This is a genomic window from Pseudomonas sp. NC02 (genome assembly GCF_002874965.1).
GTDB lineage: Bacteria > Pseudomonadota > Gammaproteobacteria > Pseudomonadales > Pseudomonadaceae > Aquipseudomonas.
Window position 1 is genome coordinate 53,594 of sequence record NZ_CP025624.1, and the last position, 16,196, is coordinate 69,789.

The following is a 16,196-nucleotide window of genomic DNA, read 5'->3' on the forward strand; positions in this document are numbered from 1 at the left end:
ATGAAAGCATTTGTTATCGCGTCCCTGGCTTTGTTCAGCAGCTGCTCGGTGAGTGCGGCTGAAACCGATCTGGTCAAACAGGGTGAATACCTGGCTCGCGCCGGTGACTGTGTGGCCTGCCACACCGCCAAGGGCGGCAAACCGTTCGCCGGTGGCCTGCCGATGGAAACCCCGATCGGCACCATCTACTCCACCAACATCACCCCGGACAAAACCGGCCTGGGCGACTACAGCTTCGAAGACTTCGACCAGGCCGTGCGCCATGGCGTCGCCAAGAACGGTAGTACGCTTTACCCGGCGATGCCCTACCCGTCTTACGCGCGGGTCAGCGAAAGCGACATGCAGGCGTTGTACGCGTACTTCATGAAGGGCGTGGAGCCGGTGGCGCAGGTGAACAAGGACAGCGACATTCCCTGGCCGTTGAGCATGCGCTGGCCGTTGGCCGGATGGCGCTGGATGTTTGCGCCCAAGGTCGAGGACTACCAGGCCCAGGCGGGCGCCGATCCGGTGATCAGCCGTGGCGCTTATCTGGTAGAGGGCCTTGGCCACTGCGGTGCCTGCCATACGCCACGGGCCCTGACTATGCAGGAAAAATCCCTGAGTGCGTCGGATGGCAGCGCTTTCCTGTCCGGCAGTGCGCCGCTGGAAGGCTGGATTGCCAAGAGCCTGCGGGGCGACCACAAGGACGGCCTGGGTAGCTGGAGCGAGGAGCAACTGGTGCAATTCCTCAAGACCGGGCGCAGTGATCGCAGCGCGGTGTTTGGCGGCATGAGCGACGTTGTGGTCCACAGCATGCAGTACATGTCGGAAGAGGATCTGACGGCTATCGCCCGTTACCTCAAGAGCTTGCCGGCGGTGGATCCCAAGGATCAGCCGCACCAGTACGACAAGCAGGTCGCCGACGCGCTGTGGAAGGGTGATGACAGCAAGCCGGGTGCCTCGGTGTACATCGACAACTGCGCGGCGTGCCACCGTACCGACGGCCACGGCTACACCCGCGTGTTCCCGGCGCTGGCGGGCAACCCGGTATTGCAGACGGCGGATGCGACGTCGCTGATCAACATCGTGTTGAACGGCGGCACGTTGCCGGCGACGCATACGGCACCTTCGACCTTCACCATGCCGGCGTTTGCCTGGCGGCTGTCGGATCAGGAAGTGGCGGATGTCGTCAGTTTCGTTCGGGACAGTTGGGGTAATAAGGGAGAGACTGTAAAGGCTTCGCAAGTGAAAGACTTGCGAAAAGATGCAGTAACTACCGAAGCTGATCAAACTTCAGAGAAGTAGTGTCAGTTGCCAGGTTTATAGTTTTATATATAAGCCTGGCAACTAGCCGATTAATTATCGAGGGGCGCAGCTTTTTACAAAGCTATTCGCCATGTTCAGGAAGATGGTCTTGTCCTGTTCATCGAAGTCGCCGTCGTTATCCAGGTCGGTGGTGGAGGAAGTGGTGTCGTAGTGCCCGTCCCTGTTGGAGGAAGAGGCATACATGGCGTAGGACAGTTTACCGTCGGTAAAGCGCTCCATTAATACTTCCGGGCTGTTATCTTTTTCAAAGTCTTCGCATGTAAAGCGTAGTTCATCCTGAGACATAAATATCCTGTAGGTGGTAATGAGTTAAGTTGTGATCATAGCGATGTGTTAATAACTTTATCCATGTCACATATGTCGCGATTTATTTCTTGTTTGGTTACATGTAGGAAGGTGTCATTCCGTTCGTGCGAAGGTCGATGCTAGACCGCGCCGCCCAGTGGTGCTGGTGAAAAGCGATCTTCTCGAATACTGTATATGGATACAGTTTATGAGGTCTGACTATGAATGTCCCTTTGCCGCCTCGCGGGCGCGGCACGGCCACCAACCTGCACAACCGTTTTGCGCCCACCGTCAGCGTGGCGGAAGACGACGGTTGGTATCAGGAAGTGCCACAGACCCAGGGCACCGAAGTCCGTATCGAAACCGCGAAAACCATCATTACCCGCAACAGCTCGCCGGATATCCCGTTTGACCGGGCGATCAACCCGTATCGCGGCTGCGAGCATGGTTGTATCTACTGCTATGCGCGGCCCAGTCACGCGTATTGGGACCTGTCGCCGGGGCTGGACTTCGAAACCAAGCTGATCGCCAAGACCAACGCCGCCGACGTGCTTGAGCAGCAACTGTCGAAACCGGGCTACACCTGCGCGCCGATCAACCTGGGCTCCAACACCGACCCGTACCAGCCCATCGAGCGCGAGTACAAGATCACCCGGCAAACCCTCGAAGTGCTGCTGCGCTACCGTCATCCGGTGACGATCATTACCAAGGGCTCGCTGATCCTGCGGGACCTCGACCTGCTGACCGAGTTGGCGCAGCAGCGGCTGGTGGCGGTGATGATCAGCCTCACCAGCCTGGACGATGAACTCAAGCGCATCCTCGAACCGCGCACGGCTGCGCCCAAGGCCCGGCTGCGGGCGATCCGGGTGATGCGTGAGGCGGGGATCCCGGTGGGCGTGCTGTGTTCGCCGATGATCCCGATGATCAACGACAGCGAGCTGGAAAGCCTGCTGGCCGAAGCTCATGCCGCGGGGGCACAGAGTGCGGCGTACATGATGCTGCGTTTGCCTTTGGAAGTGGCGCCGCTGTTTGAGGAATGGCTGTCGGCCCATTACCCGCAGCGCGCGGCCCATGTGATGAGCCTGGTGCGGCAGGTGCGCGGCGGTGAGGTCTACGACAGCCGCTTCGGTGTACGCATGCGTGGCGAAGGGCCGTTTGCCGATTTGCTGGCGCAACGTTTCGCCAAGGCGATCAAACGATTGGGGCTCAACCGGCGGGAAGGGTTTAATCTGGACTGCACGGCGTTTTGTCCGCCGGGCAGACAGATGGCTTTATTGTAAACTGCCGGATAAGCATACTTTTCTGTAGCAATAGTCGCGTTTTGATATCACTGAAAGCCCCGATCTAGAGCGGCTCATTCAGTTTGAGTTAAGTTTCGGCGGGTACCTTGTTCATCGAGTGACTAATGAGTCGGCGCTTCAGTTTGGGCGCCGGCCGCACTGGAAAACTCCCCTGCTCCAACCAAGAGGATGAATTATGAGTGACAAGGATAAACAGCCGTTGGCTGCGTCGGCTTCAGCCCCTCACGAGGCGGAATCCGCCGATGCAGCGCTGCAGCACATCGTTGAAGGCTTTTTGCATTTCCATAACGAGATCTTCCCCCAGCAGGAAGAGCTCTTCAAAAAACTCGCCACGGCCCAGAGCCCGCGGGCGATGTTCATTACCTGCGCCGACTCGCGCATCGTTCCCGAGCTGATCACCCATAGCTCCCCTGGGGATTTGTTCGTGACCCGTAACGTCGGTAACGTCGTGCCGCCTTATGGGCAGATGAACGGCGGTGTTTCAACGGCTATTGAGTACGCGGTACTGGCCCTTGGTGTGCAGCACATCATCATTTGCGGCCACTCCGACTGCGGCGCCATGCGCGCGGTGCTCAACCCCCAAAGCCTGGAAAAAATGCCCACGGTAAAGGCCTGGCTGCGCCACGCCGAGGTCGCCAAGACCATGGTCCAGGACAACTGCGATTGCGCCAACGAACACGAAAGCATGCACGTGCTGACCGAAGAAAACGTGATCGCCCAACTGCAGCACCTGCGCACTCATCCCTCCGTGGCCTCGCGCATGGCCAACGGGCATTTGTTTATCCATGGCTGGGTCTACGACATCGAGACCAGCGAAATCAGGGCCTACGATGCGGATCAGGCAGCGTTCCTGCCCTTGAACGGTACCCAGCCGATTCCATCCGCGACGCCTAAAGCGCGCTTCTAAAACAATCCCCTGTCGGGTAACGCGATGGCTGCCGTTCGAGCAGCCAGGCCTTGCCACGCCCGGCGAATGCCTCGGGAGAGTCATTATGCGTGCTGCTCAATTGAAAGCTGTGCTGCCACGGGAGCTGCTGGCTTCCGTGGTTGTGTTTCTGGTCGCCCTGCCGCTGTGCATGGGGATCGCCATCGCGTCCGGAATGCCTCCGGCCAAAGGCTTGATCACCGGGATCATCGGTGGCCTGGTGGTCGGTTGGCTGGCGGGGTCGCCGTTGCAAGTCAGCGGTCCGGCGGCAGGTTTGGCGGTGTTGGTGTTCGAACTGGTTCGCCAGCATGGCATGGCCATGCTCGGGCCGATCCTGTTGCTGGCGGGCTTCCTGCAATTGGTGGCCGGGCGTTTGCGCCTGGGCTGCTGGTTCCGCGTGACTGCGCCTGCAGTGGTGTACGGGATGCTGGCGGGGATCGGGGTGCTGATTGTCCTGTCGCAAGTACACGTGATGCTCGACGGTGTGCCAAAGCCCTCGGGGCTGGATAACCTTGCCGGCTTCCCTGCGGCACTGATCCAGGCGATCCCCACATTGGGCGGCGGGCTCGGCTGGCAGGCCGGTTTGCTCGGGCTGTCGACGATTATGGTGATGTGGCTGTGGGACAAGTTCCGCCCGCAAAAACTGCGCTTCGTCCCCGGCGCCCTGCTCGGCGTGGGTCTGGCGACAGCCACCAGCCTGGTGCTGGCGTTGCAGGTCAAGCGGGTGGAGGTGCCGGAAAACCTCGCGGATGCCATCGATTGGCTGCGCCCCAGCGACCTGCTGAACCTGGCGGATCCCAATCTGTTGATCGCCGCGTTCGCCGTGGCATTTATCGCCAGCGCTGAAACGCTGCTTTCGGCGGCGGCAGTCGACCGTATGCACAGTGGCCAGCGTTCCGACTTCGACAAGGAATTGTCGGCACAAGGCGTGGGCAACATGCTGTGTGGCCTGGTCGGCGCCCTGCCGATGACCGGTGTGATCGTGCGCAGTTCGGCCAACGTCCAGGCCGGCGCTACCACGCGTTTGTCGGCGATGTTCCACGGCTTGTGGCTGCTGGCGTTCGTGCTGTTGCTGTCCAGTGTGCTGCAAAGCATTCCGGTGGCAAGCCTGGCGGGTGTGCTGGTGTACACCGGGATCAAGCTCGTGGACATGAAGGCGTTTCGTGGCCTGGCGCGCTACGGGCGAATGCCGATGTTTACCTACGCGGCGACGGCGCTGGCGATCATCTTTACCGACCTGCTGACGGGTGTGTTGGTGGGCTTCGGGTTGACGCTGGTGAAGCTGGCGTTCAAGGCCTCACGCTTGAAGATAAGCCTGATCGACCTGCCGCAGGAGGGCGAGATGGAGCTGCGATTGACGGGGGCCGGGACCTTTCTCAAGGTGCCTGCATTGACCCAGGTGCTGTCGACGGTACCCGCCGGGACCACCTTGCATGTGCCGCTCAGTAACCTGAGTTATATCGACCACTCCTGCCTTGAGCTATTGGAGGAATGGGGTCGGGCCAATGCGGCCAAGGGCTCGAAGCTGATGATCGAGGCGCGGGGGTTGAAGCGCAGGTTGGAAGGACGGGTAAGAACGACGACCGGAATAGGCTCGGCGCCGTCTGTTGGCTGACGAAACCGGATCAAAATGTGGGAGCGGGCTTGCTCGCGAAGGCGCAGTGTCAGTCACTGAATGTGTTTCTGATACACCGCTTTCGCGAGCAAGCCCGCTCCCACATTGGATCTTTGCAAGCCGGCAAATCTAAGCTGGCTGGTCCAGCTCAAGACCCACGCCCAACTGCCGCGACAGGCACGGCCAGCGCTTCCAAGCCGCTTCCGTGTCCGGGCTCTTGAGCTTGTCGCGGTAGGCTTCGACCGACTCCAGCGCAAAACTCTCCTCGTTAAGCATCTCATCCACCGCGTGGTGCACCGCCTCATCCAGCTGATTGGCAAACGCCTCGCCGATCAATTGGTGGGCAATCACGTTCGCCACAGTGGTATCCAGCGGAATCAACGGCTGGCCGAAGTGCTTGATATACAGATCGTTGACCTCTTCCACCAGGCGATGCGCCAGGTAAGCCTCATCCAGCAAACCGTCCAGGCCTTCATGCCCGGCCAGGATCGCCGGCGGCTGCAGGAAGAAATGCTCGGCGATTTTCAGCACCGGTTTGATCTGGCTTTCAATACCGGCTTCGCGGGCGACATCGTTGGCCGCGTCCAGCAGATCGGGGACCTGGTCGATGTAGGCGCTTACAAAACGCGTCATCACGCCCTTGGCGTCGACGTCAGGCACGGAAATCGCCGGGTGCAGGTGCGGTAACTGAACTTCCAGCTGCTGAGCAAGCTGGCCAGTGCTGGATTCGTGTTGATGGGCACGGGAAATCTGCTCGCGCAATGCGGCGGTGTTCATGAAAGCTCCAGTGATGCAGGCGTAGGAAATAGGGAGAGCATAAGGTAGCTCGTTTATACGAGAGCCTAAGACGCATTTGTCATAATTATTTCATGGTTATGCGCTGGCGTTATATCAAATTGCCATCGTTCGTCGGATAACGCGCGCCACCGGTCCTGTTGTGTGGTCCGTTTCCTCATTTTCGTTCATTTGCCCGATCACATTGCGGGGTGGCGGTCGCTGTCTATACTCGATTTTGTACGCAATTAGCTGATGACGCCCGACTGCATGAGCAGGCAAGGCCTGGCGGTTGTAAGCAGTATGGAAGCCGCTCCCTTGGCCGCAGGTGCAAACCGGCGGGATAACAAGAATGATAAGGGGAACCCGCAATGACGCGACATCCACATGTTTGGATGGGCCTCCTGTTGTGGTCAGTATTCGGCCAGGCGCAAGCCGCCTGGACAACGAATATGGCGCCAGGGGCCACTGAAGTCAGTCACGCCGTGTTTGACCTGCACATGACCATTTTCTGGATTTGTGTGGCGATTGGCATCGTCGTGTTTGGCGCGATGTTCTGGTCGATGATCGTTCACCGGCGCTCCACGGGACAGGTGGCAGCCAAGTTCCACGAGAGTACGACGGTGGAGATTCTCTGGACCGTGGTGCCCTTGCTGATCCTGGTGGCGATGGCCATTCCGGCCACCAAGACGCTGATCAACATCTACGACAGCACTGAGTCGGATATCGATATCCAGGTCACCGGCTACCAGTGGAAGTGGCATTACAAATACCTGGGCCAGGATGTCGAGTTCTTCAGCAACCTGGCCACGCCCGCCGAGCAGATCCATAACCAGGCCGTCAAAGGCGAGCATTACCTGTTGGAAGTCGACCAGCCGCTGGTGCTGCCGGTGGGCGCCAAGGTGCGTTTCCTGGTGACCGCTGCAGACGTGATTCACTCCTGGTGGGTGCCGGCGTTTGCGGTGAAGCGTGATGCGATTCCCGGCTTCGTCAACGAGGCCTGGACCCGCATCGAAAAGCCCGGCATCTATCGCGGCCAGTGCGCTGAACTGTGCGGCAAGGACCACGGCTTCATGCCCATCGTGGTGGAGGTCAAATCCAAGGCCGACTACGACACCTGGCTCGGCGAGCGTAAGGAAGAGGCCGCCAAGCTCAAGGAGCTGACCTCCAAGGAATGGACCCTGGATGAGCTGGTGGCTCGTGGCGACAAGATCTACCACACCACCTGCGTCGCCTGTCACCAGGCCGAAGGCCAGGGCCTGCCGCCGATGTTCCCGGCGCTCAAGGGCTCACCTATTGCCACCGGGCCCAAGGAAGACCACCTGCACCGCGTGTACTTCGGCAAGCCCGGCACCGCCATGGCGGCGTTCGGCAAGCAACTGTCGGAAGTCGATATCGCGGCGGTCGTGACCTATGAACGTAACGCCTGGGGCAACAACAAAGGCGACATGGTCACGCCTAAAGACGTGCTGGCTCTGAAACAGGCGGAAAGCAAATGACTTCCTTCATTGCATATTCCCTGAACCGTCCCGCCCACTCGTTCGCAGGAGAAAGGCCATGAGCGCTGTGATCGATGACCACGGTCATGCCGGTGACCACGCTCACGGCCCCGCCAAGGGCCTGATGCGTTGGGTACTGACCACCAACCACAAAGACATCGGCACGATGTACCTGTGGTTCAGCTTCTGCATGTTCCTGCTTGGTGGCTCGTTTGCCATGGTGATCCGTGCCGAGCTGTTCCAGCCGGGTTTACAGATCGTCGAGCCGGCGTTCTTCAATCAGATGACCACCATGCACGGCCTGGTGATGGTGTTCGGTGCGGTGATGCCAGCGTTTGTCGGCCTGGCCAACTGGATGATCCCGTTGATGATCGGCGCGCCCGACATGGCCCTGCCGCGCATGAACAACTTCAGTTTCTGGCTGTTGCCGGCGGCGTTCCTGATGCTGGTTTCCACCCTGTTCATGCCCGGCGGCGGGCCGAACTTCGGCTGGACCTTCTACGCCCCGCTCTCCACCACTTACGCGCCGGAAAGCGTGACGTTCTTCATCTTCGCCATCCACTTGATGGGCATCAGTTCGATCATGGGCGCGATCAACGTCATCGCCACCATCCTCAACCTGCGCGCCCCCGGCATGACGTTGATGAAAATGCCGCTGTTCGTCTGGACCTGGCTGATCACCGCGTTCCTGCTGATCGCGGTGATGCCGGTACTGGCGGGCTGCGTGACCATGATGCTGATGGACATCCACTTCGGCACCAGCTTCTTCAGTGCCGCCGGTGGTGGTGACCCGGTGCTGTTCCAGCATGTGTTCTGGTTCTTCGGCCACCCCGAGGTGTACATCATGATCCTGCCGGCGTTCGGTGCCGTCAGCTCGATCATCCCGACCTTCTCGCGCAAGCCGCTGTTCGGCTACACCTCGATGGTGTACGCCACGGCGAGCATCGCGTTCCTGTCGTTCATCGTGTGGGCGCACCACATGTTCGTGGTGGGCATCCCGCTGGTGGGCGAGCTGTTCTTCATGTACGCCACGCTGCTGATCGCGGTGCCCACGGGCGTGAAAGTGTTCAACTGGGTCAGCACCATGTGGCAAGGCTCGCTGACCTTCGAGACGCCGATGCTGTTCGCGGTGGCCTTCGTGATTCTGTTCACCATCGGCGGTTTCTCCGGGCTGATGCTGGCCATCGCCCCGGCGGACTTCCAGTACCACGACACCTACTTCGTGGTGGCGCACTTCCATTACGTACTGGTGCCTGGGGCGATCTTCGGGATCTTCGCCTCGGCCTACTACTGGCTGCCGAAATGGACCGGCCACATGTACGACGAAACCCTGGGCAAGCTGCACTTCTGGCTGTCGTTCGTGGGGATGAACATGGCGTTCTTCCCGATGCACTTCGTAGGGCTTGCCGGCATGCCGCGTCGGGTGCCGGACTACAACCTGCAGTTCGCCGACTTCAACATGGTCTCCTCCATCGGTGCCTTCACCTTTGGCGCGACGCAGATCTTCTTCCTGTTCATCGTCATCAAGTGCATTCGTGGCGGCCCGCCTGCGCCGGCCAAGCCGTGGGATGGCGCCGAAGGGCTGGAGTGGAGCATTCCTTCGCCCGCGCCGTACCACACCTTCACCACGCCGCCGGAGGTCAAATGAACACCTCCCTATCCTGTGGGAGCTGGCTTGCCTGCGATGGCATCACTTCGGTGTACCTGAAAGACCGAGTTGCCAGCATCGCAGGCAAGCCAGCTCCCACAGAAAGGCCATTCACAGAACATTCATTCGCAGGTGGCCGCCATGCTTGAGTCCGTGCCTATCAAGCGCCTGGTCACGCGCCTGCTGATCCTGGTGGTGGCGATGTTCGCCTTCGGCTTTGCCCTGGTGCCGATCTACGACGTGATGTGCAAGGCGTTCGGCATCAATGGCAAGACCGCCGGGCAGTACGAAGGCGAGCAGGTGGTGGACCCGACGCGGCAGGTGCGGGTGCAGTTCCTGTCCACCAATGCCATCGATATGGTCTGGGAATTCCACTCCAAGGCCGACGAGGTGGTGGTCAATCCCGGCGCAGTCACCGAGATGCTGTTCGTGGCCTACAACCCCACCGACAAGGCGATGACCGCCCAGGCGGTGCCGAGCATTTCGCCGGCCGAGGCGGCGATGTACTTCCACAAGACCGAGTGTTTTTGCTTCACCCAGCAAGTGCTACAGCCAGGTCAGCGCATAGAGATGCCGGTGCGCTTCATTGTCGACCGCGACATGCCGAAGGATGTGAAGCATTTGACCCTGGCGTACACGCTGTTCGATATCACCGCGCGCCAACCGCCCGTGGCTGTCCATACCGGCGGCTAGGCGTTGCTTGCGGGCTCGATTAGGAGAACGAATACATGTCGACTCATGATACGTACTACGTACCAGCACAGAGCAAATGGCCAATAATTGCCACGCTGGGCATGCTGATTACGGTGGTCGGGCTGGCTACCTGGTTTAACGATTTGAAGGCCGCGCGCCCGGAATCCCACGGCCCGCTGATCTTTTTCGTCGGGGGCCTGCTGCTGGCCTACATGATGTTTGGCTGGTTCGGCGCGGTGATCAAGGAAAGCCGCGCCGGTTTGTACAGTTCACAGATGGACCGCTCCTTTCGCTGGGGCATGACCTGGTTCATCTTTTCCGAAGTGATGTTCTTCATCGCTTTTTTCGGTGCGCTGTTTTATGTGCGGCACATGTCGGCGCCGTGGTTGGCGGGCGAAGGCCACAAGGGCATCGCGCACATGCTGTGGCCGAACTTCGAATTCGCCTGGCCGCTGCTGAACAATCCGGACCCGAAAATGTTTCCGGCGCCCAAGGGCACCATCAGCCCCTGGGGCTTGCCGCTGATCAACACGATCTTGCTGGTCAGTTCCAGCGTGACCATCACCATCGCCCACCACGCCTTGCGCAAAGGCCATCGCGGCGCGCTGAAGATCTGGCTGGCGATCACCGTGTTGCTGGGTTGGGCGTTTCTCGGGTTTCAGGCCGAGGAATACATCCATGCCTATAAGGAGTTGGGCCTGACCCTGGGTTCTGGCGTGTACGGCGCGACCTTCTTCATGCTCACCGGCTTCCACGGTGCCCACGTGACCATCGGCACGATCATTTTGTTTGTGATGCTGATGCGCATCCTGAAGGGGCATTTCAACAACGAACACCAGTTCGGGTTCGAGGCGGCCAGTTGGTATTGGCACTTTGTGGACGTGGTGTGGATCGGGCTGTTTTTCTTCGTTTACGTGCTTTGAGGTGTTTCACCAGGGCGCATGAGATACCAGTTGGCCGCTGAAGAAACCCCAGGTGATCAACCCCAGGGTGATCACGGCCAGCACCACACGCACGGTCAAGGCAGTGACGAGGCGGTTGGAGTTGCCCTCGTCCTTGACCAGGAAGAACAAGCCACTGAACAGGCTCACGACGGTAGCAATCAGCATCAGGGCAATGGCTGCTTTGAGCATGGTGGGCTCCGGGGCTCTTTTTTGGAGGGGGCGAGCAATGAGATTCAGTATAGCCAGCGCAGCACCGACCTCTGCGGCAATGCCATGAAACCCTTCCGCCCCGGTATTGCGCCGACGCTGGTGGTACTCGTGCTGCTGCCGTTACTGGTATTTCTCGGCTTTTGGCAGCTGTCTCGCGGTCACGAAAAACAGGCGCTGCTGGACACTTACGCCGAGCGCCGCGCTGCCGAGCCCATGAGCAGTACGCAACTGCAGGCCACCGAAGATCCGGCGTTCCGTCGTGTGCATTTGCGCGGGCAGTTCGATGCCGAGCACAGCGTGTTGCTGGATAACCGCTTTCGCGACGGCAAGGTCGGTGTGGAGCTACTGCAACCTTTCCATGATCAGGCCAGCGGCGAGTGGCTGTTGCTCAATCGTGGCTGGCTGCCCTGGCCGGACCGCCGTGCACCGCCGGTTTTCACCACTCCCGAACAACTGTTGAATCTCGATGCCTGGGTCTATGTGGCGCCTGGCGAGACCTTCCAGTTGCATGCCGATCCGGCGGGCGCACAGTGGCCACGATTGTTGACCGCGCTGCATCCCGCAGCGCTGTGGACCGAGTTGGGCCGCAGCGGATTCGCCTATGAAGTGCGGGCTGAAGCGGGCCCTGGCACTTTCGAAACCAACTGGCCCGTGGTCGCCATGGGCCCGGAAAAACACCTGGGCTATGCCGTGCAGTGGTTCGCCATGGCGGTGGCGCTGTTCGGCCTTTACCTCTACCTCGGATGGCACAACACAAAAAAGGAGAAGCGCCATGGGAGCGGCCATGAATCCACTCAACATGTCTGACACGCCGGCAGCGCCCAATCGGCGCAAGGGCCGCTGGCAACTGATCCTGATCCTGCTGATGGTGGTCGGCCCGATGGTGCTCGCCACCTTTATGTACAAATTGCAGTTCTGGGTGCCGGACAGCCGCAGCTACCACGGCGAGATGATCGGCAATGGCCAGACCCGTGCCGACATTGGCGTGCAGGCTGACGAAGACCGCTGGCAACTGCTGGTCACCGCGCCCACCGCCTGCGCCGCCGACTGCCAGCAACTGGTGTACCTCGCACGCCAACTCCAGATCGGCCTGGGCCGTGATGCCTCCCGCGCCAGCCACGCCCTGGCCAGTGCGCAGCCGGTCAGCACCGCGTATGACGCCAAACTCAAGGCCGAATACCCGCAACTGCAACGCTATTCCCTGGACCTGTCGACCTTCAACAAAGACGCCGCCGCCCAAGGCAGCGGCGATGCCCAGCTGTGGATCGTCGACCCCCACGGCAACCTGGTGCTGCGCTACGACGCCCGGGTCAAGGGCAAGGACCTGCTCAACGACCTGCGCCTGCTGCTGAAACTGTCGAACATCGGATAAGGACACCGTCATGGCCAAACCTGGATTTCGCCTCGCGCTGTTTGCCACCCTGCTGGCCCTGATCGTGGTGCTGCTGGGCGCCTATACCCGCCTTACCCACGCGGGTCTCGGTTGCCCGGACTGGCCGGGTTGCTATGGCTTTATCAGCGTGCCAAAAAGCGAAGCCCAACTGGCCCATGCCGAACTGCATTACCCGGACACGCCGGTCGAGGCGGACAAGGGCTGGAACGAGATGACCCACCGTTACTTCGCCGGCACCCTCGGGCTGTTGATCGTGCTGCTGGCGGCGCGCGCGTGGACCCATCGGCATCATCCGGGCCAGCCGTTGAAGCTGCCGTTGTTCCTGTTGGCAGTGGTGTTCGCCCAGGCAGCGTTTGGCATGTGGACGGTGACGCTGAAGCTCTGGCCGCAAGTGGTCACCGGGCATTTATTGGGCGGGTTTGCGACGTTGAGCCTGCTGTTCTTGCTGACGCTGCGATTGTCCGGCGTATTGCCGGCGCTGATCGTGCCCAGGCGTTTGCAGTATTGGGCCACGGCCGGGCTGGTGCTGGTGATCGGCCAGATCGCGCTGGGTGGATGGGTCAGCTCCAACTACGCAGCCGTGGCGTGTATCGACCTGCCGACCTGTCACGGGCAATGGTGGCCGGCGGCGGATTTCGCCAATGGCTTTCACCTGACCCAGCATATCGGCCCCAATTACCTCGGCGGGCAACTGGACAGTGATGCGCGCACGGCGATTCACCTCACCCACCGGATTGGCGCGCTGCTGGTCACTGTCGTGTTGCTGGGCCTGGCCTGGCAGCTCAAGGTGGTCGGCATGACCCGCCTGGCCGGCCTGTTGCTGATCGCCCTGGCGGCGCAAATCTGCCTGGGCCTGAGCAACGTGTACTTCCACCTGCCGCTGCCGGTTGCGGTCGCGCATAACGCCGGCGGCGCGGCGTTGCTGCTGACGCTGGTGCTGGTCAATTACCACGCCCGCACCAGCCTGGTTCGGGTGCGACATCAGTTGCCGTTCGGCTGGCGCTTCAGCCCGCGTAAACACGTGTCGGGCCTCATAACCATTAAAGGAGAGATGCCATGGCGACCTTGATCAGCGAGCGTCACAGCCAGGCGATCTGGCGTGACTATCTGGAGCTGACCAAGCCAAAAGTGGTGGTGCTGATGCTCATCACCTCGCTGGTGGGCATGTTCCTCGCCACCCGCGCCGGGGTACCGTGGCCGGTGCTGATTTTCGGCAACCTGGGGATCGCGCTGTGTGCCGGCGGCGCGGCGGCGGTCAACCATGTGGTGGACCGGCGCATCGATGCGCTGATGGCGCGTACCCATAAGCGCCCGCTGGCGGAAGGGCGCGTATCGCCTGTGGCGGCGCTTGTTTTTGCGATGGTGCTGGCGGTGGCCGGGCTGGCGCTGTTGCTGGCGTTTACCAATCCGCTGGCCGCCTGGCTGACCCTGGCTTCACTGTTGGGCTACGCCGTGATCTACACCGGTTTTCTCAAGCGTGCGACGCCGCAGAACATCGTCATCGGTGGGCTGGCTGGCGCCGCGCCGCCGTTGCTGGGTTGGGTTGCCGTCACTGGCCACGTCAGCGCCGAGCCGTTGCTGCTGGTGCTGATCATCTTTGCCTGGACCCCGCCGCACTTCTGGGCCCTGGCGATTCACCGCAAGGAGGAATACGCCAAGGCCGACATCCCGATGCTGCCCGTGACTCACGGCGAGCACTACACCAAGGTGCATATCCTGCTCTACACCTTCGCCTTGCTGGCGGTCAGCCTGATGCCCTATGTCATCCACATGAGCGGCATGCTGTACCTGGTGTGCGCACTGGTTCTGGGCGGGCGCTTTCTGCAATGGGCCTGGGTGCTGTACCGTGGCAGTCGGCCGCACGCGGCGATCAACACCTTCAAGTACTCTATCGGGTACCTGTTCATGCTGTTTATCGCCCTGCTCGTAGACCATTACCTATTGTTGAACCTATGACTCGAACTCAAAAAACTGTCTTCATTCTGGTGGCCATTGTCGCGTTGATCATGGGCCTGACCGTCAACAAAGTACTGAGTGGCAAAGGCCAGGGCGACCCAACGGCCTTGATCGATGCGGGCATCATCCTGCTGCCGCAAAGCCGCCAGTTGCCACCGGTGACCATGACCAACCAGGACGGCCAGCCGGTGGTGGTCAACGAGCTGAAAGGCAAGTGGAGCGTGCTGTTCTTCGGCTACACCTTCTGCCCGGACATCTGTCCGACCACCCTCGCCCAGCTGCGGCAGATCAAGAGCGAGCTGCCCAAAGACGTTGTGGATAAGTTGCAGGTGATTTTGGTCAGCGTTGACCCGAACCGCGATACACCGGCGCAGCTCAAGCAGTACCTGGGCTACTTCGATCCACAGTTCGAGGGCTTGACCGGTGCGAATGTGGACGATGTGCAGAAGGTTTCGAATGCGGTGAGCATTCCGTTTATTCCGGCAGACACCAGCAAGCCCAACTACACCGTCGACCACAGCGGCAACCTTGCGCTGATCGGGCCGGATGGAACGCAACGCGGGTTTATCCGGGCGCCGTTGAACAACCAGAAGCTGGTAGCGCAGTTCCCGGGGTTGTTGCAGCGTAAATAAGCCTGCCGACCATTTTCTGAGCGACACAAATCAAATGTGGGAGCGGGCTTGCTCGCGAAGGCGGTGTGTCAGTCAACAGAAGATGTATCGACTGAACCACCGCCTTCGCGAGCAAGCCCGCTCCCACATTGGTTTGGATCGTTCCCACGCTCTGCGTGGGAATGCCGCACTGGACGCTCTGCGTCCGCTTTTTCGATCGGGGTTTCGGCCTTGGATCAGAACGCCGGCAGGATCGCGCCTTTGTACTTCTCAAGAATGAACGCTTTCACTTCCGGGGTGTGCAGGGCTGCTACCAGCTTCTTCACCGCGTTCGAATCCTTGTTGTCTTCGCGGGTCACCAGGATGTTCACGTAAGGCGAGTCGTTGCCTTCGATCACCAGTGCGTCCTTGGACGGGTCCAGCTTGGCTTCCAGGGCGTAGTTGGTGTTGATCAGCGCCAGGTCGACCTGGGTCAGCACGCGCGGCAGGGTGGCGGCTTCCAGTTCGCGGAATTTCAGGCCTTTCGGGTTTTCAGTGATGTCCTTGATGGTCGACAGGATGTTGGTCGGGTCCTTCAGGGTGATCAGGTTGTGCTTGGCCAGCAGCAACAGCGCACGGCCGCCGTTGGTGGCGTCGTTCGGGATCACGACGTTGGCGCCGCTTGGCAGGTCTTCCAGCTTCTTGTACTTGCTGGAGTAGGCGCCCAGAGGCTCCAGGTGCACAGCGCCAACGCTCACCAGGTGAGTGCCCTTGGCTTTGTTGAACTCATCCAGGTACGGCTGGTGCTGGAAGAAGTTGGCGTCCAGGCGCTTTTCGGCTACCTGTACGTTTGGCTGAACGTAGTCGGTGAAGACTTTGACCTGCAGGTCCACGCCTTCCTTGGCCAGAGCCGGCTTCACGAATTCGAGGATTTCAGCGTGCGGCACCGGGGACGCGGCCACGGTGAGGGTTTCGGCGGCGTGGGCGGAGAACGCGGCAACGGCGGCGAAAGCAACCAGTAGTTTTTTCATTCAACAAGCTCCTTGTTCGGGAATTGG

The 16,196-nt window shown here is 60.5% G+C and carries 17 protein-coding genes; 13 read left to right on the plus strand and 4 right to left on the minus strand.

What is annotated here, in order from left to right:
• On the plus strand, positions 1-1,284 hold the full coding sequence (locus C0058_RS00270; RefSeq protein WP_102367825.1) for a cytochrome c: 1,284 nt from the start codon (positions 1-3) through the stop codon (positions 1,282-1,284).
• Positions 1,285-1,338: 54 nt separating this feature from the next.
• On the opposite strand, the gene C0058_RS00275 is transcribed toward C0058_RS00270, so the two are convergent.
• Positions 1,339-1,590: a hypothetical protein gene (locus tag C0058_RS00275; RefSeq protein ID WP_102367826.1), complete on the minus strand. Its 252-nt coding sequence runs from the start codon at positions 1,588-1,590 to the stop codon at positions 1,339-1,341.
• 221 nt (positions 1,591-1,811) lie between these two features.
• Here C0058_RS00275 and C0058_RS00280 point away from each other — a divergent pair, with 221 nt between their 5' ends.
• The 3 genes from C0058_RS00280 (at position 1,812) to C0058_RS00290 (ending at position 5,431) form a co-directional block, all read left to right on the plus strand.
• A complete protein-coding gene (locus tag C0058_RS00280) occupies positions 1,812-2,870 on the plus strand; it encodes a PA0069 family radical SAM protein (RefSeq protein WP_102367827.1) in 1,059 nt (352 codons plus the stop codon).
• 196 nt (positions 2,871-3,066) lie between these two features.
• Positions 3,067-3,798 (plus strand): carbonic anhydrase, encoded by a 732-nt coding sequence (locus C0058_RS00285; RefSeq protein ID WP_003214859.1) that lies wholly within the window; start codon positions 3,067-3,069, stop codon positions 3,796-3,798.
• A gap of 85 nt (positions 3,799-3,883) precedes the next feature.
• Entirely contained in the window at positions 3,884-5,431 is a 1,548-nt protein-coding gene (locus tag C0058_RS00290; protein ID WP_102367828.1) for a SulP family inorganic anion transporter, read from the plus strand.
• A 129-nt stretch (positions 5,432-5,560) separates the two neighbouring features.
• Here C0058_RS00290 and C0058_RS00295 read toward each other — a convergent pair whose 3' ends face one another.
• Positions 5,561-6,208, minus strand: coding sequence for a hypothetical protein (locus C0058_RS00295; protein WP_003214855.1), 648 nt, complete (start codon positions 6,206-6,208; stop codon positions 5,561-5,563).
• A gap of 368 nt (positions 6,209-6,576) precedes the next feature.
• On the opposite strand from C0058_RS00295, the gene coxB reads away from it, so the two are divergent.
• The 4 genes from coxB (at position 6,577) to C0058_RS00315 (ending at position 10,968) form a co-directional block, all read left to right on the plus strand.
• Positions 6,577-7,704: a cytochrome c oxidase subunit II gene (coxB, locus tag C0058_RS00300; RefSeq protein ID WP_003214854.1), complete on the plus strand. Its 1,128-nt coding sequence runs from the start codon at positions 6,577-6,579 to the stop codon at positions 7,702-7,704.
• A 58-nt stretch (positions 7,705-7,762) separates the two neighbouring features.
• Positions 7,763-9,352 (plus strand): cytochrome c oxidase subunit I, encoded by a 1,590-nt coding sequence (gene ctaD / locus C0058_RS00305; protein ID WP_003214853.1) that lies wholly within the window; start codon positions 7,763-7,765, stop codon positions 9,350-9,352.
• A gap of 141 nt (positions 9,353-9,493) precedes the next feature.
• On the plus strand, positions 9,494-10,045 hold the full coding sequence (locus C0058_RS00310; RefSeq protein WP_102367829.1) for a cytochrome c oxidase assembly protein: 552 nt from the start codon (positions 9,494-9,496) through the stop codon (positions 10,043-10,045).
• A gap of 35 nt (positions 10,046-10,080) precedes the next feature.
• A complete protein-coding gene (locus C0058_RS00315) occupies positions 10,081-10,968 on the plus strand; it encodes a cytochrome c oxidase subunit 3 (protein WP_102367830.1) in 888 nt (295 codons plus the stop codon).
• Between the two features lie 6 nt (positions 10,969-10,974).
• Here C0058_RS00315 and C0058_RS00320 read toward each other — a convergent pair whose 3' ends face one another.
• On the minus strand, positions 10,975-11,178 hold the full coding sequence (locus C0058_RS00320) for a twin transmembrane helix small protein (protein WP_010168612.1): 204 nt from the start codon (positions 11,176-11,178) through the stop codon (positions 10,975-10,977).
• Between the two features lie 84 nt (positions 11,179-11,262).
• On the opposite strand from C0058_RS00320, the gene C0058_RS00325 reads away from it, so the two are divergent.
• Genes C0058_RS00325 through C0058_RS00345 form a run of 5 tightly spaced genes read left to right on the plus strand, consistent with a single transcriptional unit; the run spans position 11,263 to position 15,180 of the window.
• Entirely contained in the window at positions 11,263-12,006 is a 744-nt protein-coding gene (locus C0058_RS00325; RefSeq protein ID WP_102370206.1) for an SURF1 family protein, read from the plus strand.
• Positions 11,972-12,571, plus strand: coding sequence for a hypothetical protein (locus C0058_RS00330; RefSeq protein ID WP_023659276.1), 600 nt, complete (start codon positions 11,972-11,974; stop codon positions 12,569-12,571). Before C0058_RS00325 ends, C0058_RS00330 begins: the two co-directional genes overlap by 35 nt.
• Positions 12,572-12,581: 10 nt before the next feature.
• Positions 12,582-13,661 carry a heme A synthase gene (locus C0058_RS00335; RefSeq protein ID WP_102367831.1) on the plus strand — a complete coding sequence of 360 codons (1,080 nt, stop codon included), beginning with the start codon at positions 12,582-12,584 and terminating at the stop codon, positions 13,659-13,661.
• A complete protein-coding gene (gene cyoE / locus C0058_RS00340; RefSeq protein ID WP_003214839.1) occupies positions 13,649-14,548 on the plus strand; it encodes a heme o synthase in 900 nt (299 codons plus the stop codon). Before C0058_RS00335 ends, cyoE begins: the two co-directional genes overlap by 13 nt.
• Positions 14,545-15,180, plus strand: coding sequence for an SCO family protein (locus C0058_RS00345; RefSeq protein WP_003214837.1), 636 nt, complete (start codon positions 14,545-14,547; stop codon positions 15,178-15,180). The genes cyoE and C0058_RS00345 overlap by 4 nt, the downstream gene beginning before the upstream one ends.
• A gap of 215 nt (positions 15,181-15,395) precedes the next feature.
• On the opposite strand, the gene C0058_RS00355 is transcribed toward C0058_RS00345, so the two are convergent.
• Positions 15,396-16,169, minus strand: coding sequence for a MetQ/NlpA family ABC transporter substrate-binding protein (locus C0058_RS00355; RefSeq protein WP_102367833.1), 774 nt, complete (start codon positions 16,167-16,169; stop codon positions 15,396-15,398).
• Positions 16,170-16,196 lie beyond the last annotated feature (27 nt).